Here is a 26,054-nt window from a genome sequence, read left to right as displayed (position 1 = left end):
TGAGGGGGAGAATAGGCGCGCCCCCTTCCATGCCGCTTAAAAATCGCGGTTAAGAAAACTTTGCAGTTCCTGATGGTTAGCAAAACCGCACGGGCCAGGGTTTAGGAGAGGTGAACGCAGGCCGGCGCATTCGAGCCATGGTCCGACAGGCCGGGACAAGCCTCGCGGGCGACAATGGCGCCGATCGGCCCCTGCGCGCGCGGCCGGTGACTGGAAGGAACGGTTTCCCGATGCTGTCGACCTATACGAGCTACAACCTCATCGCGAAGGACATGCTGAAGTCGCTGAACCGCACCGCGGCCGAGGCGACCAATGCGCGCGATGCCGATTACTACAGGGAGAATATCGGCAAGGTTTCCTCGGTCGACGAATTCCTCGACGACTACCGGCTCTATTCCTATGCCATGAAGGCCTATGGCCTGGAGGAGATGACCTATGCGAAGGCCTTCATGCGCCAGGTGCTGGACAGCGACCTGACGGATGCCAACAGCTTCGCCAACAAGCTGACGGACACGCGCTACCGCGATTTCGCCAGCGCCTTCAGCTTCACGCCCTCGACCGCGACGGCGCAGACCGAAACGCAGCTCGATTCCATCATCGGCCTCTATTCCGCCACCGCCGCCAATGCCGGCGCGGCGCTCAAGGAGGAGACCCGCTATTACAATGTCGTCATCGACACGGTGACGAGTGCCGACCAGCTCATCAACAACGACCGCCTGCGCAACTACGTGTTCACCGCCTTCGGCATCGATCCGAACACCTATTCGCGGGAGGTGGTGCGCGGGGTCCTCGGCAGCGATCCCGACGATCCCGCCAGCTATTTCAGTACCGAGTTCGGCGCCCGCGAGACGGATGCCGTGGCGGCGATCCAGGCTGCGAACAGCGAGCTGTCGACCCTTCCTTCCAACGACGCCAACAAGGCGCGGATCGCCGAGCTCAAGGCGGAAATCAGCCGGCAGAGCGCCATCATCGTCACGGCCGAGAAATATCGCGCGCTGGCGGAAGCCTACAATTTCGCCAGCGACGGGACGGCGACGGCCGGCACCGTGCAGGACGCGGACCAGAAGGCAGCCACGAACCAGCTCTACACGCTCTCCAATCCGCGCGTGACCTCCGAGGCGGCGCTGATCAACAAGGACTATTTCGAAAGCCGCATCGGCAGCGTGACGACGGCGAGCGAACTCGTCAACGACCCGCGCCTGCTGAACTACATCAAGGTTGCCTTCGACCTCAACAAGGCGTCCGTCGTCAGCTCCACGATCGCCAATATCCTGACGAGCGACCCCGACCCGGATAACGCGACCAGCTACATCAACCTGTTCGGCGGTGCCGACAAGGCCAAATACGTCGCGCTGCGCGCCGCCTTCAATTTCCAGGAGGACGGCACGCTCGCCGCCGGCCAGACCGCGCAGACGGCGGCGCAGACCGCCACCGCCACGAACGCCTACATGATCCATTACAACGACAAGGACGACGAGGCCGACGCGACCGCCATCAAGCAGTTCAAGAGCCAGATCGGCGCGGTGAAGACCGTGAAGGACTTCGTCGGCGAAGCCTCCATCTATAACTTTGCGTTGAAGGCCTTCGGCATCGACCCGGCGAAGGTTTCCGCCTTTACCATCAAGAAGGTGATGCAAAGCGACCTCAACGATCCCAAGAGCTATGTGTACCAGCTCAAGGACGATCGTTTTGTCCAGCTCGCCAAGGCGTTCAATTTCGGTTCGGACGGCAATATCACCGCACCGAAGCTGGCACAGTCGGAAGCCGAGATCCTCGTCATGTCCCGCGCCTATGTGACGGTGAAATCCCGTTTCGGAACGGAGGATGACAAGAAGAAGGCGGAGGAGGAGGCCAAATATTACTCCACGCAGATGCAGAAGGTGGAGTCCGTCGAGGATTTCCTTGCCGACGACCGCCTCGTCTCCTTCGTGCTGACGGCGAACGGCATCGATCCGGAAAGCGTCGACGCCACCTTCATGCAGAAGATCTTCACTTCCGACCTCGACGACCCGAAGAGCTTCGCCAACCAGCAGGCGGACCGCGCCTATCGCAAGATCGTCGCCTCCTTCAACTTCAATGCCGAGGGCAAGGTCACGCAGCCGGACGACGCGGAGATCCAGTCGCGCCGCGGCATCTACGAGACGATCGACAGCCACGTGCAGCAGATGCTGGAGGAAGAGGCCGGCGACGACAATGCCGGCGTGCGCCTCGCGCTCTATTTCCAGCGCAAGGCCGAGACGATCACCAGCCCCTACGACATCCTCGCCGACGACGCGCTGTTCGAGGTCTTCAAGGTGATCTACCAGCTGCCCGACGAGATCGGCAGCGCCGATATCGATGCGCAGGCGGAGATGATCAAGCGCCATCTCGAGCTCAAGGACCTGCAGGACCCCGAAGCGGTTTCGAAGATGATCGTGAAGTTCTCGGTCCTCTACGACCTCGACAACCAGACGAATACCGATCCTGCCCTTTCGGTGCTGACCAGCTCCGGCTCCTCCGGCATCAGCGCCGACCTCATGATGTCGCTGGCGCAGCTGCGCCCGGGCGGGTCCTGATCAGCCGGCCACGACCTTGCCGGGATTCATGATGCCGGCGGGGTCGAAGGCGTGCTTGACCCTTCGCATCAGGTCCATCTCGATCGGCTCGCGCACGGCGGCAAGCTCGTCGCGCTTCAACTGGCCGATGCCGTGCTCGGCGGAAATCGAGCCGTGATATTTCAGCACGATGCCGTGGACGAGGTGGTTGATCTCGCGCCAGCGGTCCAGGAAGGCCTGCTTGTCCGCGCCCACGGGCTGGGAAATGTTGTAGTGGATGTTGCCGTCGCCCATATGGCCGAAGGAGCAGATGCGCGCGCCGGGGATCGCCGCCATCACGGCCGCATCCGCCTCCGCCATGAAATCCGGGATGGAGGAGACCGGCACGGAGACGTCGTGCTTGATCGAGCCACCCTCGGGCTTCTGCGCCGGCGACATGCTCTCGCGCATGTGCCACAGGGCCTTGCGCTGTTCCCCGCTTGAAGCGATGACGGCGTTCTCCACCAGCCCCGCCTCGATGCCCTCGGCCAGCAGCGCCTCCATCATGCGCGTCGCTGTCTCGGCGGCGTCGGAGGTGGAGATGTCGATCAGCACGTACCAGTCGTGCCGCGTCGCGAGCGGATCGCGCACGCCGGGAATGTGCCGCGTGGTGAAATCGACGCCGAGGCGCGGCATCAGCTCGAAGCCGGTGAGCGCCGTGCCGCAGCGGCGGGAGGCGCGCTCGAAGAGGGCGAGCGCGTCCTTCACCGACTTCAGGCCGGCAAAGGCGACCTCGTGGCCGAGCGGGCGGGGGAAGAGCCTCAGCACCGCGCCGGTAATGACGCCGAGCGTGCCCTCCGCGCCGATGAAGAGGTCGCGCAGGTCGTAGCCGGTATTGTCCTTCTTCAGCCGGCGAAGGCCGTTCCAGACTTCGCCGGTCGGCAGCACGACCTCCAGGCCGAGGCAGAGGTGACGCATGTTGCCATAGGCGAGCACGGCGGTGCCGCCGGCATTGGTGGAGAGATTGCCGCCGATCTGGCAGGAACCCTCCGAGCCGAGCGACAGCGGGAAGAGCCGGTCGACGGCCTCGGCCGCCTTGTGAATCTCCGCCAGCACGCAGCCGCCGTCCGCGACGATCACGTTGCCGACCGGATCGACGTCGCGGATGCGATTGAGGCGCGAGAGCGAGAGCACCACGTCCGCCGCCCCCTCGCGCGGCACGCTGCCGCCGACATGGCCGGTATTGCCGCCCTGCGGCACGATGGCGGTGCGCGTTTCGGTGGCGAGCGCGAGGATCGCCGAGACTTCCTGCACCGAGCCCGGCCGCAGCACCAGCGGCGATGTGCCGTGATAGAGCCCGCGGCTTTCGACGAGATAGGGGGCGATGTCCCCGTCGTCGGAGAGCGCATAGCTTGGGCCGGTGATGTCCGCGAAGCGGGCGATGAGATCGGGGGAGAGCTTTGCCTGGACCATCTTGTTTCTCTCAGCTTCTCGGGGCGGCGGCGCGCTGCAGGCGGTCGTTGATCGCTTCGCCGAGGCCGGTCGCCGGGATCGGCGAGAAGGCGATGGAGCGCGCGCCCACGGCATCGGCCTTCTTCATGTAGCCGAAGAGGTTGGTGGCGGCTTCGGCAAGGTCGCCGGCGGGACTGAGGTCGAGCACCAGCGCGGCTTCGGCCTCGCCGGGAAGCGCCTTGCCGCCGAAACGGATGAGCACCTCGCCGGGTTTCACGTCGCTCGCGTCGAGCCGCACCGGCGCATCGGGGGCATAGTGCGAGGCGAGCATGCCGGGGGCCACGATCGTCGCGCCGGCCTTGTCGTTGCGCGTGACGGGACGGCCGATGACGCGCTCGATCTCGGCGGCGTCGAGCCCGCCGGGCCGCAGCAGCCGGATCGTCTCGCCCTCGACCTTGAGGATGGTGGATTCGAGGCCGACTTTCGCCGCGCCGCCGTCGAGCACCAGTTCCAGCCGGTCGCCGAAATCGTCGGCGACGTGGCGGGCGGTGGTCGGGCTGATGCGGCCGGAGGTGTTGGCGCTCGGGGCGGCGAGCGGCCGGTCGAAGGCGGCGAGCAGGCGGCTGGCGATGCCGGTCGGCACGCGGATGCCGACGGTGTCGAGCCCGGCGCGGGCCAGCGGATGGATGGGGCTTTCGGGGCGGACGGGCACGACAAGCGTCAGCGGGCCGGGCCAGAAAGCTTCGGCGAGGCGGCGCGACAGCGGGTCGAAGATCGCGTGCCGCTCCGCCATGGCGAGATCCGCCATGTGGCAGATCAGCGGGTTGAAGCGCGGGCGGCCCTTCATTTCATAGATGCGGGTGATCGCCTGCGGATTGGTGGCGTCGGCGGCAAGGCCGTAGACGGTTTCCGTCGGAATGGCGACGGGAACGCCCCGTCCGAGGGTTTCCACGGCGCGCGCCAGCGCCGTCTCCGCATCCGTCCGCGTGTCAACGATATCCGCCATGTCGTCCTTCCGTCGCTTTCGGCTTCCTTTACAGGGCTTTGGCCGGCAATGCCAAGGCCGAAGCGCTTGGCTAAAATTCGAGCGACCGGATTAGAGCGGTCGAAAGAGCCGCCTGTTATGGAAGGCTGAGAATTCCCGCAGGCAGGTTCCCGTTCCATGGCTCAGAAGAAATCCTCGACGACCGATATCACGCTCAGGATCGCAGCGGCGATGAAGCAGATGGGCATCGACGGCCTGCCGCGCAATTACGAGCTGGTCTACGAGGCCTATGCGGGCAGCAATCCGGACCTCGTGCGCGATTTCATCGCGCTCGGCAAGTACAAGACCCAGGCGGCGCTCGACGAGCTCGGCCGCAAGTACCTGCCGCACCAGCACGAGGCGAGCGTTTTGCAGCGCTCGGCGGGCGCCATCAGCAACGAGATGAGCAACTTCATGGACCTGCTCAGCCAGGAAAGGTCCTCGCTCAACGATTATGGCCGCCTGATCGGCGAGGCCTCGCAGGTCATCCGCAATGCCGGCGGCCTTGGCGAAGGCGCGCTCGGCAGTTCGCTCGAAGCCCTGCAGCGGGCGACGGAGCTGCGCGTCAGCCACACGGCGGAAATGGCGGAGAAGGTCGCCGCGCAATCGGCCGTGATGGACGGCATCCAGAAGGAGATGGCGGAATTCGAGGCGATGAAATTCGTCGATCCGCCGACGAAGCTCGGCAACCGCCGCGCCTTCAACAAGGCGCTCGCCCGCGTCTATGCCAATCCGGAGTTGCCCATGCTCTGCGGCGTGGCGATCGCCGAGGTCGATGCCGAGCGCCGCTTCACGTCCGGCCAGATCGAGGCGCTCTCGGACCATCTCGTGACCTTCTACGGCGGGCTCATCCGCCAGGCCTTCCCGGCAAGCGACCTTGCCGTGCGCTTCGACGGCCTGCGCTTCGGCTTCCTCTTCCAGACGGCGGACGAGGGCGAGGCGACGCGGCTCGTCGATCTCCTGCGCGCGGCCTTCCAGACCGTGGCGCTGCGCGATCCGCGCACCGGGCGCAATCTCGGCAACCTCACGCTGTCGACGGGGCTTTGCATGTCGGACCGGGCGGAAAGCGCGCTCGACCTGACATCCGCCTGCGAGCGGGCGCTTGCCGAGGCGAAGGCGGCGGGCGGCGACCAGACGGTCGTCTACGGCCGCGGCGACGAGGTGCCGGCCGGCAAGGAATGGATGCTCTACCGGGCGTCGTGAATGGACTACAGCGTCTGGATGACCTTGCGCAGCGCCTCGTCGCGCGCGCCGAGCATCAGCACGTTCTTCATCGCCAGCTTCGGATCGTCCGTGCGGAAGATCACGCCGTTGCCGCGCACCGTGCGGTCGATCGTGAGGCGGCCTTCCTCCTCGGTCGGGGCGATGGCGACGGCGAAATACATGCGGCCGGGCTTGCGTGATATGCCGGCGAAGAACTGGTCCTCGTCGCCGATCTCGGCCAGGAAATTGGCCATGTAGAAGGCCCATTGCACATTTTCGAATTCCGCGAAGCGGCTGTTGGCGACGGTGATGTGGCAATAGCCGAGATGCGGCGTCCCGGCCAGCGTGCGATGGAAGACCAGCTTGGGAAAGCGGATCGACCGGTGGAAGCCGTTGATGCGCTCATGGGTGATGTCGCCGGCGCGCTCCAGCTTGCGGCCGGTGCGCTCGGCCACTTCCTGGTAGCTGAGATAGCGCTTCTCGCTCGGGCTCCAGGCGATGCTCCGGTCGATGCGGCCGGTGCGCAGGAACTCCGTGTGCACGGCGGATCGGGGCGGATTGGCCCGCTTGAAGGCGACGGCGTCGTAGTACCGGAATTTCGTCTGCTGCACGCCTCGGGCACTCCATCCACGCGTCCTGTCCGGCAAAAGTTTATGGAAACGTCGTTAAGTATTTGTTTCAACCCGCGACGTCGCAAACCCGTAAGGAATATGGTCGCAATATGACAAGGGTTGTCGCTCCGGTGCCGACGGGTCGAAAGAGCGGGAAAAGCCCCCGGATTTGAAGCCTATCCATATGAGATATCAGGTGAAATAGAGGCCGCAAGTATCGATCCCCATGGTTGTGGCCTGTCGTCAAATCAAGAGGCCGTGTCGTTTTCCGGCATGCCGTTCGGGCATAGTTGCGCTTAGATAGGTCTACTCAAGGCGTCACCCTCGGCAGAGGGCGCGAAAATTGGGAAGCCGGTTGAATTCCGGCGCTGCCCCCGCAACGGTGTTGGAGGCGTGGAGAGGCCGACGGAGGAGGAACCCGGAAGGCGCCGCGACAGTCCCGAAAGGACGCTCCTCAGCCCGGAAACCAGCCTGGAGGAACGATCGTGACGGCTGCGGCGGGCGGCCGGGAAGCGTGCAGTTCCGGGCCTGGCGCCCGGGGGCCGTCTCCTTCCGTACGCCTCGGCGAATTTGGATATCTGAGGATCCCGGCATGGACATTCGCAGCGACGTGCTCCGCAAGCTCAAGAACCGGCGCGAAGGCTACAGCCTCGAGCAGGCCTTCTACACCGACCCCGACTACTACAAGCTCGACCTGGAGACGATCTGGTACCGCGACTGGCTGTTCGTCGGCCACGATTGCGAGATCCCGAAGGCCGGCAACTATTTCACCGTGCAGGTCGGCGATTATCCCGTCGTCATCACCCGCGACCGCGCGGGCACCGTGCGCGCGCTGCACAATGCCTGCCGCCATCGCGGCTCGCGCGTCTGCTCGCAGCACAGGGGCAGCGCCGCCAAGCTCGTCTGTCCCTATCACCAGTGGACCTACGAACTCGACGGTTCGCTGCTCTTCGCCCGCCACATGGACGAGAATTTCGACAAGAGCGAGCATGGCCTGAAGCCGGTCCATTGCCAGACGGTCGGCGGCTACATCTTCATCTGTCTCGCCGAGGAAGCGCCGGACTTCGCGCCCTTCGTCTCGCTCGTCGAGCCCTATATCGCCCGCCACCGTCTCGGCGAGACGAAGATCGCCTTCGAAAGCACCATCGTCGAGAAGGGCAACTGGAAGCTCGTCTGGGAGAACAACCGCGAGTGCTACCACTGCGCGGCCAACCACCCCGAGCTCTGCCGCACCTATCCGGAAGCGCCGAGCGCGACCGGCGTGCAGGGCGCGCAGGACGATCCGGAAATCTCCGGCCATTGGGCCAAGTGCGAGGCCGCCGGCCTGCCGAGCCAGTTCCGCATGTCGCCGACCGGCCAGTTCCGCGCCGCGCGCATGCCGCTCATCCAGGACGCCGAGAGCTACACCATGTCCGGCGCCCGCGCCGTGCAGCGCCCGCTCTCCAGCGACGTTCTGGAAAGCCACATCGGCGCACTGCTGCTCTTCCACTATCCCACGACGTGGAACCACGTTCTGGCCGACCATGCCATCACCTTCCGCGTGCTGCCGCTCGGTCCCGAACTGACCCAGGTCACGACCAAGTGGCTGGTCAACAAGGATGCGGTGGAAGGCGTCGACTACCGTCTCGACGAGCTCACCCATGTCTGGACGGAGACCAACGACCAGGACCGCCGGATCGTCGAGGAAAACGCCTTCGGCATCCGCTCCCCGGCCTACGAGCCCGGCCCGTACTCGCCCGTCGACGAAGGCGGCGTCATGCAGTTCGTCGAATGGTATTCGAACTTCATGGTCGACCGGCTCGACGGCTCGAAGCAGACGCTCTCGCGGGTAGCATGACATGAGTGCCAGCCACTTCCGCCACTTCGACGAACTCCATCCGTGGAACGACCGGCAGAACCTGCTGGAATGCATCGCAGCCACGGTGGAGACGGCGGACGTGATGACATTCACCTTCCGCTCCGATCGCGACAACTGGTTCCGGTATTTGCCGGGCCAGTTCGTCACGCTCGAACTGCCGGTCTCGGAAGACGAGCCGGTGATGCGGACCTATACGCTGTCCTCGACGCCCTCCCGCCCCTATGCCGTCTCCGTGACGGTGAAGGCGCAGAAGAACTCGATCGGCACGCGCTGGATGTTCGACAATCTGCGCCCCGGCGTGAAGCTGAAGGCCTTCGGGCCGCTCGGCGACTTCTCCTTCGTGCGCCATCCGGGCGAGAAATACCTCTTCATCTCCGCCGGCTCCGGCATCACGCCGATGATGTCGATGACGCGCTGGATGGCCGATTGCGCGCCGCAGTCCGACGTCGCCTTCGTCACCTGCGCCCGCAAGCCGGAGGATCTCCTGTTCAAGGGGGAACTCGAATATATCGCCGCGCACATGCCGCAGCTCTCGCTCGGCTTCGTCGTCGAGGGGCATAACCCGCGCGACGGCTGGCACGGGCTGCGCGGCCGCATCGATGCGGCGCGGCTGACGCTGATGGCGCCCGATTTCCGCGAACGCACCATCTTCTGCTGCGGGCCGGAGCCCTTCATGCGCGGCGTTCGCGACATGCTGAAGGTCTGCGGCTTCGACATGGAGCGCTACCACGAGGAGAGCTTCCAGCCGGCCGCCGCGCCCGCCCCGGAAGAGATCGCCATCCGCGCCGGCGCCGGCGAGGCGGAGGTGGATGCCGACGCGGTCGCCACCATCACCTTCACCATGGCCGGCAAGGAAGCCAAATGCCCGCCCGGCCAGACCATCCTGCAGACGGCCCGCGCGGCGGGCGTGCGCATCGGCGCGGCCTGCGAGGGCGGCCTGTGCGGCACCTGCCGCGTCATGAAGGTCTCTGGCGAAGTCGACATGCGCCACAATGGCGGCATTCTCGATGACGAGATCGAGGAAGGCTACATCCTCGCCTGCTGCTCGCGGCCCATCGGGGATGTCTCCATCGAGGCGTAAGTCCCCCTCTGCCTGCCGGCATCTCCCCCACAAGGGGGGAGAAAGAGGAGGCTTGCCCACCATTCCAAATCGACCGCAGAGGGCGCGGCACATTAAGTTCCTCCCCCTTGTGGGGAGGGATTTAGGGAGGGGCCTTCCCGTGTAACGCCCCTGCTTCGCGGGGCCACCCCCTCTGCCTGCCGGCATCTCCCCCACAAGGGGGGAGAGAGCAGGAGGCCTGCTCACCGTTCAAAATGAAATGCCAACGGAGCGGCACGGTAAGTCCCTCCCCCTTGTGGGGAGGGATTTAGGGAGGGGTCTTGCCCCTCAGTCCGCCTTCGCCCGGCGGGCCGGGAAGAGGATGACGTCGCGGATCGACGGGGCGTTGGTCAGGAGCATGATCAGGCGGTCGACGCCGATGCCGAGGCCGCCGGCGGGCGGCATGCCCTGGTCGATGGCGTCGAGGAACTCGTCATCGAGCTGCTTGGCCTTCTCGCCGCGGGCATGGGCCTGCTCGAGCTGCTCGACCATGCGGGCGCGCTGCTCTTCCGGGTCGTTCAGCTCGGAGAAGGCATTGCCGAGTTCCCAGGTGTTGCAATAGGTCTCGAAACGCTCGACGAGGCGCGGCTCGCCCGGCACTTCCTTGGCGAAGGGCGAGATGTCCTTCGGGAAATGCGTGACGTGGCTCGGCTGGATCAGCGTCGGCTCGACCTTCTCCTCGAAGATGAAGGCAAGGCATTCGCCCCAGGTCCAGTCCTTCTCGATCTCGAAGCCGGCGGTCCTGGCGGCGGCGCGGGCTTCCTCGTCCGTCTTGATGGCGAGGAAGTCGATGCCGGTCGCTTCCTTGACGGCATCGGGCATCGGCACGCGCTTGAACGGGCCCTTGAAGGAGATTTCCTTGTCGCCATAGGCGAATTCGGTCGAGCCGTGGATCTTCACCGCAAGCTCGGCGAACAGGCGTTCCACGAGGTCCATGATGTCCTCGTAGTCGGCATAGGCCCAGTAGCACTCCATCATCGTGAATTCGGGATTGTGCCTTGTCGACACGCCCTCGTTACGGAAGTTGCGGTTGATCTCGAACACCTTGTCGGTGAGGCCGGAGACCAGCGTGCGCTTGAGGAACAGTTCCGGCGCGATGCGCAGGAACATGTCCAGCTTCAGCGTGTTGTGGTGCGTCTTGAAGGGCTCGGCCGTCGCGCCGCCATAGACCGAATGCAGCATGGGCGTCTCGACTTCCATGAAGCCGTCGTTCTCCATGAAGCGGCGGATGCCGGAAACGATCTTCGAGCGCTGCTGGAAGCGGAGCTTGGACTCCTCGTTGCTCATGATATCGAGGTGGCGCTTGCGATAGCGGATCTCGATGTCGGCAATGCCATTCCACTTCTCCGGCATGGGAAGAAGCGACTTCGTCAGCATGACGATCTCATGGGCATTGATCGTCAGCTCGCCGCGCTTGGTGCGGCGCACCGCGCCGGTCACGCCGATAATGTCGCCGAGGTCGATCATCGGCAGCAGGTTGCGGGCCTCCTCCGGCGTCGTGTCCTTGTGGCTGAAGATCTGGATCTTGCCCGAGGCGTCATGGATATCCATGAACATGCCGGAATTGCGCGAGGAATAGACGCGGCCGGCGACGGTCACGATGTCGCCGCTCTCCGTGTCGAGCTCCAGTCCCTCGTACTTTTCCGCAAGCTCCGCATTGGTCATCGTGCGGTGGAAATGCGCCGGATAGACGTCGCCGATCGTTTCGCGCAGCTGGGCGAGCTTCTGGCGGCGGACTTCCGTCGGATCGGAGGAGAGGGCGGTTTCTGTCTTGTCGTTCATTCTTGTTCGTTCCTTACTTTCCGCTGCCGACCATGGAGGCCACGACCTGCGCGGCGACCTTCAGGCGCTGGCGCACGACGGAGCGGCCGAGGATGGCCATCGAGTCGAAGAGCGGCAGCGAGCGCGACGAGCCGGAGACGGCGACGAAGAGCGGAGCCACCACGACCTTGAGCTTCTTGCCGAGCCGGTCGGCGCTGGCGCGCAGTTCCGCCTCGATGCTCTCGACAGTCCATTCCGGCATCTTTTCGAGGTCCGGCTGCACCTGGTTCAGCACTTCCAGAATCTCTTCCGGCGTCGACTTCACCTTGGCGAAGGCTTCCGGCGTCAGGCCGAGGTCCGACTTCAAGAGGAAGCCGGCAAGGTCCGGCAGCTCGCCGAGCTTGGAGATGCGCGACTGCGACAGCTTGAGGCCGTCGCGGATGCGGTTGTTCTCCATCGCCCATTCCAGCACGCGCTGCATGAAGTCTTCTTCGGTGAGCTGCTCGCGCAGCCAGCGGCCGTTCAGCCAGTCGAGCTTCTGGATGTCGAAGATCGCGCCGGCCTTGGAAAGGTTCTCCGGATCGAACTTCTCGGCGAGCTGATCCATGGTCAGCAGCTCTTCGCCTTCGGATATCTGGATGAAGAACAGGCCGAGGAAGTTCATCAGCGCTTCCGGCAGGTAGCCGAGCGCCGAATAGTAGGAGATCGAGGTCGGGTTCTTGCGTTTCGAGAGTTTCGATTTGTCGTGATTACGCATCAGCGACAGGTGCATGAAGACCGGCGGCTCGAGGCCGAGATATTGATAGATGAGGATGTGCTTGGGCACCGAGGCGAGCCATTCTTCGCCGCGCGCCACATGGGTGATCTTCATCAGGTGGTCGTCGACCACGTTCGCCATGTGGTAGGTCGGCATGCCGTCGGCCTTCAGCAAAACCTGCATGTCGACCGCATCCCACGGAATCTCCACCGGGCCGTAGACGCCGTCGACGAACCTGCATGAGCCCTCGGTCGGGATCTTCATGCGCACGACATGCGGCTCGCCGGCGTCGACGCGCTTCGTCACTTCCTCGGCGGAAAGGTGGAGGCACAGGCCGTCGTATTTCGGCGGCTTGCCGGCGGCGCGCTGCGCCTCGCGCATCTGCTCCAGCCGCTCGGGCGTGCAGAAACACTTGAAGCCGTGGCCGTTGGCGACGATCTTGTCGACATAGGGACGGTAGATGTCCTTGCGGTCGGACTGGCGGTAGGGACCGTAGGGGCCGCCGATATCGGGGCCTTCCGACCATTCCAGGCCACACCATTTCAGCGCGTCCAGCACCTTCTGCTCGAATTCCGGCGTCGAACGCGTGGCGTCCGTGTCCTCGATGCGCAGGATGAAGGTGCCGTTGTTCTTCTTGGCGAAGAGGTAGTTGAACAGCGCAATATAGGCGGTGCCGACATGCGGCTCGCCGGTCGGGGAGGGTGCGATGCGGACGCGAACGCCGGAAGTGCTCATGGGTTGGGCCTGTCTTGACATTTCAGGAGGGGAGAGCCCGGTTTTTCGCCGTTTCGAATGGCGGCAAAAGGCAATCCATTGGGCTGGGTGAGACCATATTCAGCCCGGCGCGTCAAGAAAAACTCGGGCCCGGCTACTGCACCGGCCAGACGTAGAGCAGTGTCGGTACGCTGACGATGACGATGAGGACGGAGAGCGGCAGGCCGACGCGCGGATAGTCGGCGAACTTGTAGCCGCCCGGGCCCATGACCAGCGTGTTGCACTGGTGGCCGACGGGGGTCAGGAAGTCGCAGCCCGCGCCGATCGCCACGGCCATCAGGAAGGCCTCGGGCCTGTAGTGCAGGGCGCCCGCGAAGCTCGCCGCGATCGGCGCCATCACCAGCACCGTCGCGGCATTGTTGAGGAACGGCGTCACCGCCATCGCGGTCAGCAGGATGAGAGTGAGCGCGCCGAAGGGCGGCAGGTGCACGGCGATATCGCCGAGCCAGCCAGCGATGAGTTCGCTGGCGCCCGTCGTGCGCAGGCTGTCGGAAACGGGGATGAGCGCGGCCAGCATGACGAGGATAGGCCCGTCCAGCGCCGCATAGGCCTCGCGCAGCGGCACGGCGCGGAACAGCACCATGGCGACGGCGGCGGCGAAGAAGCCGGTGGCGACCGGCACGAGGCCGAGCGCGGTGGAGGCCATGGCGGCGATCAGCACCAGAACGGGGATGATCGCCTTGCGCGGCGCGCCGAGCAGGATTTCGCGCTGGGCGAGGGGGAGCAGGCCGAGTTCGGGCAGCAGCGTCGGCAGCGCCCGGTTGTTGCCCTGCACCACGATCACGTCGCCGGGGCGAAGGCGCACCTCGGAGAGCTTTTCGCGCAGGCGCTGGCCCTGCCGGCTGACGGCGAGCAGGTTGATGCCATAGGAATGGAACAGCGCGATGGAGCGCGCGGAAATGTCGATGAGGCGGGACTCGTTGCCGACGACGACTTCGATGGCGCTGATCTCGCCGGCCTCGCCGCGCCCGGCACGGATCGGCTGGCCGGAGAGCGTCAGGCCGGCGGTGGAGACGACCTTGTCGAGGGCGCTCGCAGTGCCTTCCATGAGGATCGTGTCGTTTGCCATGAGGCGCACGTCCGGCAGGGGCGTCAGATGCACATGGCCGCGGATGATCGAGGTCGCGATGACGTCGCCGTCGCCGTTGCGCAGCACCTCGTTGAGCGACTTGCCGATGGCGGGCGAGCCTTCCACCACCGTCGCGTCGGAGGAATAGGCGGCCGCTTCCAGCGATTCCTCGATGCTGGCGTTCTTGTTGGTGCGCTCGGGCACGATGCGGTTGAAGAACAGCATGAAGAGGATGCCGCAGACCGTCAGCGTCGCGCCGACCGGCGTGAAGTCGAACATGGTGAAGCTCTCGCCGCCGATCTCCTGGCGAAGGCGCGAGACGACGATGTTGGGCGAGGTGCCGATCTGCGTCATCAGGCCGCCGAGGAGGGCGGCGAAGGCCATCGGCATCAGGAACTTCGAGGCGGGCGTGCCGGATTTGCGGGCGAACTGGAAGGCGAGCGGCATCATGATGGCGAGCGCGCCGATATTCTTGATGAAGGCCGAGAGCACCGCGACGGAGACCAGCAGCAGGGCGAGCTGGCTGCGCTTGGAGGTGAGGTTCGGGAAGAAGCGCTTCACCGCGAGATTGACGATGCCGGAGCGGGCGACCGCCGCGCTCACCATCAGCGCGCTGCCGACGATGATGACGATATCGTCGGAAAAGCCGGAAAACGCCTTGTCGAAGGGCACGATGCCGACGGCGAGCGCCAGCAGCAGCGAACAGCAGGCGACGAGATCGTAGCGGAACCTTCCCCATATGAACGCCGCCATCATGAGCCCGATGACGACGAAGGCGGAGGTCTGCTCAAGGGTCATATGTCAGTCCGTGCGGCGGGGTGAGGCGCGGCATGAATTCCCTTGAGGCCCTGCCGGTTCCGCTACGATCAGCGCAACCGTCCAAAACTTTCGCGGAACAATCCACCCGTCCGAAGATTTGCCAAGAGAAGGCGGGCCGTGTCAACCGGACACGACGGAGATGGAGAACACGGGGATTTTTCCGGTTTCTCCCCGTGGCCGACGAAACGGCAGGCGAGCTCCCAACCCGTCCGGCCCGTCTTCGACGGTTCCCAAAACAAAACCGGCGGGGTGAAGGCCCCGCCGGTTCCTGTTTCAATGGCTCGCGCCCCTGCTCTTCTGCCGGGCATTGCGCGAGAGCATGTTCAGCAATTCGACGAGTGCCGAGAAGGCCATGGCGGCGTAGATGTAGCCCTTGGGCACATGGAAGCCCATGCCTTCGGCGATCAGCGTCGTGCCGATCATCAGCAGGAAGGCCAGCGCCAGCATGACGATGGTCGGGTTCTTCTCGATGAAGTTGGCGAGCGGCGTCGCGGCCAGCAGCATGACGGCGACGGCCACGAGCACGGCGACCACCATGATGGGCAGATGCGGCGTCATGCCGACGGCGGTGATGATGCTGTCGATCGAGAAGACGAGGTCGAGCAGCAGGATCTGGCCGATGGCAGCGGCGAACGACGTGGTGACCGCGCCGCCGACCATGTCCTCCTTGTGGTCGACCGGGTCGACATTGTGGTGGATCTCCTTCGTCGCCTTCCAGACGAGGAAGAGGCCACCGGCGATCAGGATCATGTCCTTCCACGAGAAGCCGTGATCGAACAGCGTGAAGACCGGCGTCGTCAGCTGGACGATCCAGGCGACGGTGCCGAGCAGCGCGAGACGCATGACGAGCGCAAGGCCGATGCCGATGCGGCGGGCCTGCACGCGATGCTCGGCGGGCAGCTTGTTGGTCAGGATCGAGATGAAGATGAGGTTGTCGATGCCGAGAACCACTTCCATCACGACGAGCGTGACGAGTGCGATCCAGGCGGCCGGGTCTTGCATGAGCGCAAGAATGCTGTCCATCCGGTCTTTCCTCTCCATGAATACGGGTATGGACTTCCGTATTTATGCAGAATCCGGCCGCTGACAAGCGAGCGGGCCGCCGTTCCGGCGAATATCACGATTTCGTCATCTGATGCGCGGGTTGCCGGCGCTTCTCAAGGCTTCGCGCCGTAGGCGGCGAGGAACATGCGGATGGCGGAGGTGACGTTCTTCTCGATCGTCGCCCGCGAGGGCACCTCCTCCATCGCGCCGAAGATGCGCGGCTTGAAGAGGCCGACCGTGGTGAGCTCGATGAACTGCTTGGCGGCATGCGTGGTATCCTCGCATGCGATGATGCCCTCGGCCGCCTGGCGGTCGAGATATTCCTGCAGCACCGAGACGGGATTGATCGGCGTCGCGGAGAAGAAGCGACTACAGAGCATCGGCAGGCGATGGTTGGCGGCGATCACCATGCGCATGGCGCGGATCGTCTGGTCCGCCGTCATGTGGGTGGCGAAGAGCACGCCGAAATCGGCCAAAGTCTCGGTGATCGGCTTCTTTCCGTCGAGCACGTGGCGGACCGTCTCGGTGATGCGGTTGCGCTCGCGCTCGATCATGTAGCCGAACAGGTCTTCCTTGTTCTCGAAATAAACGTAGATCGTGCCCTTGGAGACGCCGGCGGCGCGCGTGATGTCGTTCATGCTGGCCGCTTCGAAGCCCTGCTCCATGAACACGCGCTTGGCCCCGTCGAGGATCTGCTCGCGCTTGGCGGGGTCCTCGCCCGCCACGCGGCGACCTGCATGGGGGGCAGCCATCTTGTCTTCCGTCGTATGCATCTCCGTTCCTGTGCGCAAAGCCTGATGTGAAGTATTTCGAACCACCCGGTTCGATTTCACTTGATATGCGGGAAAAAGAGGACTATGTCAAATCGAACCGAACGGTTCAGTTCAGTTAATTTGTAAATTTCACCCCGAGAATGGTGGCATGCGCATGTCGACTTCCCATGGCGCCGGCACGGCGAAGGTTCGCCCGGTCAACGACGATTTTGAAGCCGAGACCGCGGAGGCCCGGCCGGTGACGACGGCGGAGGCCGCGGCGCCCGAGGCCGTGGCTGCGCAGCCCGAGAAGAAGAAGGGCGGCCGCCGCATGATGCTGCCGATCCTCGGCCTTGCGCTGCTCGCCGCCGCCGGCTGGTACGGCTACCAGTGGTGGACGCATGGCCGCTTCATGATCTCGACCGACGACGCCTATATCGAGGGCGATATCGCCTCGATCTCGCCGAAGGTCTCCGGCTATGTGGCCGCGGTCAATGTCGTCGCCAACCAGACGGTCAAGGCCGGTGAGCCGCTCGTCACGCTCGACGACGGCGACTATCGTCTTGCCAAGGAGCAGGCCGAGGCGCAAATCGCCACCCAGAAGCTGGCGCTCGACCGCATCGATGCGCAGATCGACGGCGCGAAGGCGAGCCTTGCCCAGGCGGAAGCCCAGAAGACCGCCTACCAGGCCGCGCTCAACGGCGCGGAAGTCGCCGAAAAGCGCGCCAAGGAACTGAATGCCAAGGCCGTCGGCACCACCGCCTCGCTCGACAGCGCCACGGTGGCACTCGACCAGGCCAAGGCGAACCTCGTCGGCGCGGATGCCAATATCGTGTCCGCAAAGGCGAATATCGCTGTCCTCCAGGCCCAGCGCGCCGAGTCCGAGAGCGGCATCCGCACGCTCGAGCTTGCCCGCGACAAGGCCGCGCGCGACCTCGGCTTCACCGTGCTGAAGGCGCCCTACGACGGCGTCGTCGGCAATGTCTCCGTGCAGGTCGGCGACCTCGTCTCGGCCGGCCAGCGCCTTGCCGCGCTGGTTCCGGTGACGGACCTCTATGTCGAGGCGAACTTCAAGGAAACGCAGATCGCCCATCTCGTGCCCGGCTCGAAGGTGCACCTGCATGTCGATGCCTATGAGGACGACGACATCCTCGGCACCGTGTCCTCGATCGCACCGGCTTCCGGCTCGGTCTTCTCGCTGCTGCCGGCGGAGAACGCGACGGGCAACTTCACCAAGGTCACGCAGCGCGTGCCGGTCCGCATCGCCCTTCCGAAGGAAGCGCTGGACAGCGGCAAGCTTCGTGCGGGCCTGAGCGTGGTCGTCGATGTCGACAGCCGCACGGCCCCCGCGGGCTCGGCGGTCGCCGCGACGGCCGAGTAATTTTCGGATCCAACGTTTACCGCATCTAGCGGCCGGGTGACGACACCCGGCCGCTAGATGCTCCAGCAAGGGAGCGCGGGCCATGGCCGCGACCGCTCAACCGACTGCCGGCGCATTTGCGGGCGCGCCCGCCCATGCCGACAAGGTTCCCGTCCGCCGCGTCATCGCGTTCTTCGCGATGGTCTTCGGCATGTTCATGTCGATCCTCGACATCCAGATCGTCTCGGCCTCGCTTTCGGAGATCCAGGCGGGCCTCGGCGCGGGCGCGGACGAGATCGCCTGGGTGCAGACCTCCTACCTGATCGCCGAAGTCATCATGATCCCGCTGTCGGGCACGCTGGCGCGCATCGTCTCGACGCGCGTGCTGTTCAGCTTCTCGGCTGCCGGCTTCACGATCGCCAGCGCCCTTGCGGCGACGGCGACGAACATCGACCAGATGATCGTCTATCGCGCCATCCAGGGCTTCATCGGCGGCGGCATGATCCCGTCGGTCTTCGCGGCCGCCTTCACGATCTTCCCGCCCTCCAAGCGCTCCGTCGTCTCGCCGATGATCGGCCTCGTCGCGACGCTCGCCCCCACCATCGGCCCGACGGTGGGCGGCTATCTCAGCCATGCCTTCTCCTGGCACTGGCTGTTCCTCGTCAACATCATTCCCGGTATCATCGTCACGGTCCTGACCTTCAACCTGATCGATTTCGACAAGCCGGAATTCGGCCTGATGAAGCGCTTCGATTGGTGGGGGCTCATCTCCATGGCGGTGTTCCTCGGCTCGCTCGAATACGTGCTGGAAGAGGGCAACAACAAGGACTGGTTCAGCGACGAGCATATCGTGCTCGGCTCTGTTGCCGTCGCCATCGGCGCCATCGTCTTCTTCTGGCGGGCCTTCAAGGTGCCGTTCCCGGTGGTGGATCTGCGCGCCTTCGCCAACCGCAACTTCGCCTTCGGCTCGGTCTTCTCTTTCGTCATGGGCATCGGGCTCTATGGCCTCACCTATCTCTATCCGCTCTATCTCGGGCGTATCCGCGGCTACGATTCGCTGATGATCGGCGAGACGATGTTCGTCTCGGGCCTTGCCATGTTCTGCACCGCGCCGATCGCCGGCATGATGTCTTCGCGGCTCGATCCGCGCGTCATGATGATGATGGGCTTCGGCGGTTTCGCGCTCGGCACATGGTCGATGACGCAGCTCACCGCCGACTGGGATTTCTACGAGCTGCTGGTGCCGCAGATCCTGCGCGGCGTCTCGCTGATGATCTGCATGGTGCCGATCAACAACGTGGCGCTCGGCACGCTGCCGCCCGACCGCATCCGCAACGCCTCCGGCCTCTTCAACCTGACGCGAAACCTCGGCGGGGCGGTGGGGCTTGCGGTCATCAACACCATCCTCACCCAGCGCTCGCAGGAACATTACCTGCGCCTGTCCGAGCATGTGCAGTGGGGCAATCCGGTCGCCGTCGAGCAATTGCGCAACATGGCCTCGAACTTCTCCGCCCATGGCCTCGACGGGCCGACCATTGCCATCAAGCAGATGGCCGGCATGGTGCAGCAGCAGGCCTATATCCTGTCCTTCATCGATATCTTCCTGCTTCTGACCGTCCTCTTCGGCTCGCTCGTCGTCTGCGCCTTCGCGATCAGCAAGCCGCAATCGGGCGTCGGGGGCGGCGGCGGGCACTGAGCCCGCCCGAAACCCTCTTGCCGGGACATCGGTCCGTCCGCCAGAATGGCGGCGTGATCGATGCCCGGAGGCCCGCATGCCGTTCAATCCCACCCGCCGCCATCTCCTGACTGCTGCCGGTGGCCTCGGCCTTTCCTTCGTCCTTCCGAAACTTGCAGCGACGGCGCAGCGCCCCGCGACGGACGCCACCTTCCTCTTTTCCTGCGATGTCCATGCCTGCCTCGTTTCGGCCGACGGCCTCAGCCCGGATTGCGCGGCCGAGGGCAAGACGGATGCCGCGCTGCTGCGGCATGTCGCGGCGGTCAATGCGGTCGGCGGCCTCGTCTGGCCGGCGGTCATCGACGGCAAGCCCTCCGGCCTTGCGAGCGCCGGCGCGCCCATCGCCGCGCCCCTCGGCCTCGTGCTCGGCGGCGACATGACGGATGATGGCGGCGGGCAGGTGAAGGTGCCGGGCGAGGGGTGGCAGCTCCAGCAATTCACCAGCCGCTACCAGCAGGGCACCGGGCCGGATCGGGTGCACTACCCGGTCTATAACGGCCTCGGCAATCACGATCTCGACCAGGATGGCGTCGCCCCGCATATCGACTGGTATCGCCGCGAACTGCGCGACTATGTCGAGCTCAACCATCGCTCCACGGTCTTCTACAAGGCGCCGGTGCCGGTGACGAACTACGATCTCGATTCGGACAACTATTCCTGGGACTGGGGCGGCCTGCACCTCATCCAGCTCCAACGCTTCGGCGGAGACGATACGAAGGGGGCGATCAGCGGCCTGCCCTGGCTGCAGCAGGACCTTGCCGCCTATGCCGCAGACGGCCGGCCCGTCGTGCTCTTCCAGCACTACGGCTGGGACCATTTCTCCACCGAGCACTGGGACCCGGCGGCGAAGACCTTCGATCCAACCGGCGCCGGTCCCGCGCACTGGTGGAGCGACGAGGAGCGGGCCGCCCTCCTTGCCGCCCTCAAGGGCTATAATGTCGCCGGCATCTTCCATGGCCACGAGCATCCGACGCCGATGATCTACAACCGCGAGGGCTACGATATCTTCAAGCCCATCGCCGCCTTCCTGGGCGGCCTTGCGCTGGTGCGCGTCACCGACACCTTCATGGACGTCGCCCTCGCGAAGGCCGGCGAGAACCCCGCCGATCTCCTCTTCACCCACGCCTTCAGCAAGCGTCTCTAGGCCCGGCAAAACCGGCCTCTGGACCTTGCCTGAAAATTTCTGATTTACGTACATCAAAAATTCCTCTAAGGCTCTCGCCACGGAGGAGAGATGAGACCCACGGTTCACGATATCGCCGACAAGGCGGGCGTCAGCCTCGCCACGGTCGACCGCGTCCTGAACGACCGGCCGGGCGTGCGCAGCGTCACGCGCGCAAGGGTCGAGGCGGCGATTGCTGCGCTCGGCTATGTGCGCGACGTCGCGGCGGCGAACCTTGCCAAGAGCCGCGTCTATCCGCTCGTCTTCATCCTGCCGGAAGGCGACAATCCCTTCATGCGCGGGCTGGAGGCGGAGGTCCGCCATGCCGGTCTGCATTCCGCGGCCGAGCGCACCCGCCTTTCCGTGGCGACGGTGCCGGCCTTCGACGCGGCGGCGCTGGCGAAGGCCATCGATGCCGCCATCGCCGAAGACGTCTCCGGCATTGCCGCCGTCGCCGTGGATGCGCCGGAAGTTTCCGCCGCCATCGCCCGCGCGCATGAGGCCGACATTCCCGTCGCCACCCTCGTTTCCGATCTTGCCGGCTCGGGCCGCGATCATTTCGTCGGCGTCGACAACATCGCCGCCGGCCGCACCGCCGGCAGCCTGATGGGCCGCTTCCTCGGCGGCCGGCCCGGCCCGGTCGCGGTGCTCGCCGGCTCCATGCGCGTGCGCGACCATGGCGAGCGTCTCGAGGGCTTTCTCGCCGCCATGTCGGCCATGCCGGAGGCTCGCGCCATCCTGCCGGTGCTGGAAGGGCAGGACGATCCGGAGCTTTCCTTCTCGCTGATCGCCGATTGCCTCGCCAATGTGCCGGACCTTGCCGGCATCTACAGCCTCGGCGCCGGTAATCGCGGCCTGCTTGCAGCGCTCGCGGAGCGTGGCAGGAGCGATCTCTGCGTGATCGTGCACGAGTTGACGGGCGAAACCCGCGCGGCGCTGGAAAGCGGCGTCGTCGATGCCGTGCTCAACCAGGATGCCGGCCATGAGGTGCGCAGCGCCATCCGCGTGCTGCGCGCCAAGGCGGATGGCCTGCCGGTAAATGCCGCGCAGGAGCGCATCCGCCTCGACATCTTCATCAAGGACAACCTCCCGGCCGGCCCGGACGAGGAAAACTAGGAGACAGCCATGTATCTCGGGATCGACCTCGGCACGTCGGGCGTGAAAGCCATGCTGATCGATGGGGACCAGCGGGTCGTCGGCTCGGCCTCCGGCAAGGATGTCGAGACCGCGCGCCTGCACGCCGGCTGGTCGGAACAGGACCCGGCCGACTGGATCCGAGCGACGGAGGAGGCGATCGCCAGCCTTCGCGCCGCCCATCCCGCCGAGTTCTCCGCCGTGCGCGGCATCGGCCTTTCCGGCCACATGCACGGCGCGACGCTGATCGATGCGGATGACAAGGTGCTGCGCCCCTGCATCATGTGGAACGACACGCGCAGCCACAAGGAAGCCGCCGCGCTCGACGCCGATCCGCGCTTCCGAAAGATTACCGGCAACATCGTCTTCCCCGGCTTCACCGCGCCGAAGCTCGCCTGGGTGAAGAACAACGAGCCCGACACCTTCGCGAAAGTCCGCTGGGTGCTGCTGCCCAAGGATTATCTCCGCCTCTGGCTGACGGGTGAGCACCTCTCCGAAATGTCCGATTCCGCCGGCACCTCCTGGCTCGATACCGGCGCGCGCAAATGGTCCGCCGAACTGCTGGCCGCCACCGACCTCGAAGAGCGCCAGATGCCGGGCCTCGTGGAAGGCACCGAGCCGGCCGGCACGTTGCGGCCGGAGCTTTCGTCGAAATGGGGCCTCGGCGAAGGCGTCGTCGTCGCCGGTGGGGCGGGGGACAACGCGGCCTCGGCCTGCGGCATGGGCACGGTACGCGAGGGCACGGCCTTCGTTTCGCTCGGCACGTCCGGCGTGCTCTTCGCGGCCAATGCCAGCTACCTGCCGAACCCGGAAAGCGCCGTGCATGCCTTCTGCCACGCGCTGCCCAATACCTGGCACCAGATGGGCGTCATCCTTTCGGCGACCGATGCGCTCAACTGGCATTCCCGCGTCACCGGCGCTTCCGCCGCCGATCTCACGAAGGAACTCGGCGAGGCGCTGCAGGCGCCGTCCAGCGTCACCTTCCTGCCCTATCTCTCGGGCGAGCGCACGCCGCACAACGATGCCGCCATCCGTGGCGCCTTCCTCGGTCTCGGCCATGAGAGTGGGCGTCCGGTACTGACGCAGGCGGTGCTGGAGGGCGTGTCCTTCGCGCTCCGCGACAATCTCGAAGCGCTGAAATCTGCCGGCACGCGCCTGTCGCGCGTCACCGCCATCGGTGGCGGCTCGCGCTCGCGCTACTGGCTGAAGTCCATCGCGACGGCCCTCGACCTCCCCGTCGACCTGCCGGCCGATGGCGATTTCGGCGCCGCCTTCGGCGCTGCCCGCCTCGGCGTTATCGCCGCGACGGGTGCGAACCCGACGGAGGTGCTGACCGCGCCCGCCACCGCCGAAACCATCGAACCCGAGGCTGCGCTCACCGCTGCCTACGAGGATGCCTACCAGCGCTACCGCCGCCTCTATCCGGCGATCCGCGCCGCCTACTGATCAACGACCATTCAAGAGGAGACACCCATGGCCACCGGCTTCTTCGGCGATATCGCCAAGATCAAGTATGAAGGTCCCGAGAGCACCAACCCGCTCGCCTTCCGCCACTACAATCCCGACGAGATCGTCATGGGCAAGCGCATGGAGGATCACCTGCGCTTCGCCGTCGCCTACTGGCACACCTTCGTCTGGCCGGGCGGCGACCCCTTCGGCGGCCAGACCTTCGAGCGCCCGTGGTTCGAGGATACGATGAAGGCTGCGAAGCTGAAGGCCGATGTCGCCTTCGAATTCTTCCAGCTCCTCGGCGTTCCCTTCTACTGCTTCCACGACGCCGATGTGCGCCCGGAAGGCAAGGACTTCGTCGAGAACACGAAGAACCTCAACGAGATCGTCGACTACTTCGCCGAAAAACAGGCCGCGACCGGCGTCAAGCTGCTCTGGGGCACGGCGAACCTCTTCTCCAACCGCCGCTACATGGGCGGCGCAGCGACCAATCCGGACCCTGACGTTTTCGCCTTCGCCGCGGCGACGGTGAAGACCTGCATCGACGCCACGCAGCGCCTCGGCGGCGACAACTATGTGCTCTGGGGCGGCCGCGAGGGCTACGAGACCCTGCTCAACACCAATCTCGGCCAGGAACTCGACCAGCTCGGCCGCTTCGTCAACATGGTGGTGGAATACAAGCACAAGATCGGCTTCAAGGGCGCGATCCTCATCGAGCCGAAGCCGCAGGAGCCGACCAAGCACCAGTACGACTACGACGTCGCGACAGTCTACGGCTTCCTGAAGAAGTACGGCCTTGAAAACGAGGTGAAGCTCAATATCGAGCAGGGCCATGCGATCCTCGCCGGCCATTCCTTCGAGCACGAGCTGGCGCTCGCCAATGCGCTGGGCATCTTCGGCTCCATCGATATGAACCGCAACGACTACCAGTCCGGCTGGGATACCGACCAGTTCCCCAACAACGTGCCGGAAATGGCGCTCGCCTATTACCAGGTCCTTGCCGGCGGCGGCTTCACGACCGGCGGCACCAATTTCGACGCCAAGCTGCGCCGCCAGTCGATCGACCCGGCGGATCTGCTCATCGGCCATATCGGCGGCATGGATTGCTGCGCGCGTGGCCTGAAGGCAGCGGCGAAGATGGTCGAGGACAAGGCGCTCTCCGGCCCGCTCGCCGAGCGCTATGCCGGCTGGCAGAAGCCGGATGCGCAGAAAATCCTTTCCGGCGGTTCCTCGCTGGAAGCGCTGGAGGCCTATGTGCTTTCCGGCGGAATCAACCCGCAGCCGCGCTCCGGCCGGCAGGAGCTGCTGGAAAACGTGGTCAACCGCTACGTTTGAGTGGCATTCGCTATATCGAGAGGGCGCCGAATGGCGCCCTTTTTCGTTGCAGGCTGAAACGTGCTCCGCAAATACCCTCCGGCCTGCACCCATGCCGGCTGAGAAAGCTACCGCTTCAAAAACCGCCGTGCCGGGGTGGAGACGGAATTGCGCACGATGAGGTCCGGCGTCAGCAGGATTTCGGCTTCCGGCGGTTCGCTCCCCGAAAGCAGCTCCAGCAGAAGCGCCATCGAGCTCTTGCCGATGGCGGTGCGCGGCTGGCGGATCGTGGTGAGGGAAGGCGTCATGAAGGTCGCCTGCGGCACGTCGTCGAAACCGGTCACGGAAAAGTCCGTCGGAATGTCGTAGCCGCGCGCGCCGAGGCCGATCATCACGCCGATGGCCGTCTGGTCGTTCACGCACATGAAGGCGCTCGGCAGCGTGTCGCGCATGAAGAGCTGTTCGAGCGCGAGGCGCCCGCTCTCGATGGTGCCGTCGCCTTCGAGGATGAGGCGGTCGCGCGGCGGCACGCCGGCGGCGTCCAGCCCCTCGTCATAGCCCTGCCGGCGGCGGCTATAGGCAAGGCGCGTGCGCGAATCGCCGATGAAGGCGATCTTGCGGTGGCCCTCGGCGATCAGGAGGTCCACGGCCTTGCGCGCGCCCTCGATATCGTCGACGCCGACATAGGGGATGCCGCCATTGTAGACCGGCTCGAAGACGCCGACGCTGGGCGGCAGGCGCGCGGTCATGCTCTGGTGGCCGAAGGGCAGGATGCCGGTGAAGAGGATCAGCCCCGCCGCCTGGTTGGAATTCAGGAACTTCAGATATTCGAGGCCGCGCTGCGGATCGTTCTGCGTATGGCCGATGAGGATGCCGTAGCCATGCGCCCGCGCCTCGTTTTCCAGGCCCACGAGGATGTTGGAGAAGTTCGGGTCGCCGATATCGGGCGCCACGACGAGGATCATGTTCGACCGGCCGAGGCGAAGGCTGCGCGCCATCGCATTGGTCGTATAGCCGGTGATGGCGATGGCCTGGTTCACCTTCAGCCGCGTCGAGTTCGCCACCTTTTCCGGGGTATGGATCGCCCTTGAAACGGTCGCGATCGAGACCTGCGCGATGCGCGCTACATCCTCGATCGTGGCAGGGCTGGACGTCGACAAACTG

Annotated in this window: 19 protein-coding genes and 1 riboswitch; of the genes, 10 read left to right on the top strand and 9 right to left on the bottom strand. The window is 65.3% G+C overall.

The window, feature by feature from the left end; genetic code table 11:
* The first annotated feature begins 230 nt into the window (after nucleotides 1-230).
* Nucleotides 231-2,555, top strand: a complete 2,325-nt coding sequence (locus tag ShzoTeo12_RS12590; protein WP_318909920.1) for a DUF1217 domain-containing protein — start codon at nucleotides 231-233, stop codon at nucleotides 2,553-2,555.
* On the opposite strand, the gene ShzoTeo12_RS12585 is transcribed toward ShzoTeo12_RS12590, so the two are convergent.
* Nucleotides 2,556-3,986, bottom strand: coding sequence for an FAD-binding oxidoreductase (locus tag ShzoTeo12_RS12585; RefSeq protein WP_318909919.1), 1,431 nt, complete (start codon nucleotides 3,984-3,986; stop codon nucleotides 2,556-2,558). It lies immediately after the preceding gene.
* Between the two features lie 10 nt (nucleotides 3,987-3,996).
* A complete protein-coding gene (locus ShzoTeo12_RS12580) occupies nucleotides 3,997-4,971 on the bottom strand; it encodes an L-threonylcarbamoyladenylate synthase (RefSeq protein ID WP_318909918.1) in 975 nt (324 codons plus the stop codon).
* Nucleotides 4,972-5,127: 156 nt separating this feature from the next.
* Here ShzoTeo12_RS12580 and ShzoTeo12_RS12575 point away from each other — a divergent pair, with 156 nt between their 5' ends.
* Nucleotides 5,128-6,192 (top strand): diguanylate cyclase domain-containing protein, encoded by a 1,065-nt coding sequence (locus tag ShzoTeo12_RS12575; protein ID WP_119256588.1) that lies wholly within the window; start codon nucleotides 5,128-5,130, stop codon nucleotides 6,190-6,192.
* A gap of 5 nt (nucleotides 6,193-6,197) precedes the next feature.
* Here ShzoTeo12_RS12575 and ShzoTeo12_RS12570 read toward each other — a convergent pair whose 3' ends face one another.
* Entirely contained in the window at nucleotides 6,198-6,803 is a 606-nt protein-coding gene (locus tag ShzoTeo12_RS12570) for a DUF6656 family protein (protein WP_318909917.1), read from the bottom strand.
* A gap of 296 nt (nucleotides 6,804-7,099) precedes the next feature.
* Nucleotides 7,100-7,293: riboswitch (cobalamin riboswitch) on the top strand.
* 102 nt (nucleotides 7,294-7,395) lie between these two features.
* On the opposite strand from ShzoTeo12_RS12570, the gene ShzoTeo12_RS12565 reads away from it, so the two are divergent.
* Complete coding sequence (locus ShzoTeo12_RS12565; protein WP_119256590.1) at nucleotides 7,396-8,640, top strand: aromatic ring-hydroxylating oxygenase subunit alpha; 1,245 nt, start codon at nucleotides 7,396-7,398, stop codon at nucleotides 8,638-8,640.
* Between the two features lies 1 nt (nucleotide 8,641).
* Nucleotides 8,642-9,742 carry a hybrid-cluster NAD(P)-dependent oxidoreductase gene (locus ShzoTeo12_RS12560; protein WP_119256591.1) on the top strand — a complete coding sequence of 367 codons (1,101 nt, stop codon included), beginning with the start codon at nucleotides 8,642-8,644 and terminating at the stop codon, nucleotides 9,740-9,742.
* Between the two features lie 306 nt (nucleotides 9,743-10,048).
* Here ShzoTeo12_RS12560 and lysS read toward each other — a convergent pair whose 3' ends face one another.
* From lysS to ShzoTeo12_RS12535, 5 genes are all read right to left on the bottom strand, one after another.
* A complete protein-coding gene (gene lysS / locus ShzoTeo12_RS12555; protein WP_318909916.1) occupies nucleotides 10,049-11,542 on the bottom strand; it encodes a lysine--tRNA ligase in 1,494 nt (497 codons plus the stop codon).
* A 13-nt stretch (nucleotides 11,543-11,555) separates the two neighbouring features.
* A complete protein-coding gene (gene gltX, locus ShzoTeo12_RS12550) occupies nucleotides 11,556-13,013 on the bottom strand; it encodes a glutamate--tRNA ligase (protein ID WP_318909915.1) in 1,458 nt (485 codons plus the stop codon).
* 133 nt (nucleotides 13,014-13,146) lie between these two features.
* The gene (locus tag ShzoTeo12_RS12545) at nucleotides 13,147-14,919 is read right to left on the bottom strand and encodes an SLC13 family permease (protein ID WP_119256594.1); all 1,773 of its coding nucleotides are present in this window, start codon (nucleotides 14,917-14,919) and stop codon (nucleotides 13,147-13,149) included.
* A gap of 294 nt (nucleotides 14,920-15,213) precedes the next feature.
* A complete protein-coding gene (locus ShzoTeo12_RS12540) occupies nucleotides 15,214-15,963 on the bottom strand; it encodes a TerC family protein (protein WP_318909914.1) in 750 nt (249 codons plus the stop codon).
* Between the two features lie 134 nt (nucleotides 15,964-16,097).
* Nucleotides 16,098-16,736, bottom strand: a complete 639-nt coding sequence (locus ShzoTeo12_RS12535; protein WP_245424816.1) for a TetR/AcrR family transcriptional regulator — start codon at nucleotides 16,734-16,736, stop codon at nucleotides 16,098-16,100.
* Nucleotides 16,737-16,911: 175 nt separating this feature from the next.
* On the opposite strand from ShzoTeo12_RS12535, the gene ShzoTeo12_RS12530 reads away from it, so the two are divergent.
* The 6 genes from ShzoTeo12_RS12530 to xylA all read left to right on the top strand — a co-directional run bounded on the left by ShzoTeo12_RS12530 (nucleotide 16,912) and on the right by xylA (nucleotide 24,911).
* The gene (locus ShzoTeo12_RS12530) at nucleotides 16,912-18,117 is read left to right on the top strand and encodes an HlyD family secretion protein (protein WP_119256786.1); all 1,206 of its coding nucleotides are present in this window, start codon (nucleotides 16,912-16,914) and stop codon (nucleotides 18,115-18,117) included.
* 82 nt (nucleotides 18,118-18,199) lie between these two features.
* Complete coding sequence (locus ShzoTeo12_RS12525) at nucleotides 18,200-19,792, top strand: DHA2 family efflux MFS transporter permease subunit (protein ID WP_119256597.1); 1,593 nt, start codon at nucleotides 18,200-18,202, stop codon at nucleotides 19,790-19,792.
* A 76-nt stretch (nucleotides 19,793-19,868) separates the two neighbouring features.
* Complete coding sequence (locus ShzoTeo12_RS12520) at nucleotides 19,869-20,975, top strand: metallophosphoesterase (RefSeq protein ID WP_318909913.1); 1,107 nt, start codon at nucleotides 19,869-19,871, stop codon at nucleotides 20,973-20,975.
* 90 nt (nucleotides 20,976-21,065) lie between these two features.
* A complete protein-coding gene (locus ShzoTeo12_RS12515) occupies nucleotides 21,066-22,109 on the top strand; it encodes a LacI family DNA-binding transcriptional regulator (protein WP_318909912.1) in 1,044 nt (347 codons plus the stop codon).
* Between the two features lie 9 nt (nucleotides 22,110-22,118).
* Complete coding sequence (xylB, locus tag ShzoTeo12_RS12510; protein ID WP_318909911.1) at nucleotides 22,119-23,573, top strand: xylulokinase; 1,455 nt, start codon at nucleotides 22,119-22,121, stop codon at nucleotides 23,571-23,573.
* Between the two features lie 27 nt (nucleotides 23,574-23,600).
* Entirely contained in the window at nucleotides 23,601-24,911 is a 1,311-nt protein-coding gene (xylA, locus tag ShzoTeo12_RS12505) for a xylose isomerase (protein ID WP_318909910.1), read from the top strand.
* Between the two features lie 107 nt (nucleotides 24,912-25,018).
* Here xylA and ShzoTeo12_RS12500 read toward each other — a convergent pair whose 3' ends face one another.
* On the bottom strand, nucleotides 25,019-26,050 hold the full coding sequence (locus ShzoTeo12_RS12500) for a LacI family DNA-binding transcriptional regulator (protein ID WP_318909909.1): 1,032 nt from the start codon (nucleotides 26,048-26,050) through the stop codon (nucleotides 25,019-25,021).
* Nucleotides 26,051-26,054 lie beyond the last annotated feature (4 nt).

The sequence above is a fragment of the Shinella zoogloeoides genome, assembly GCF_033705735.1.
Lineage (GTDB): Bacteria > Pseudomonadota > Alphaproteobacteria > Rhizobiales > Rhizobiaceae > Shinella > Shinella zoogloeoides_A.
Note: the sequence above shows the minus strand (reverse complement) of the source record. Positions and strands in the feature narration are given on the sequence as shown.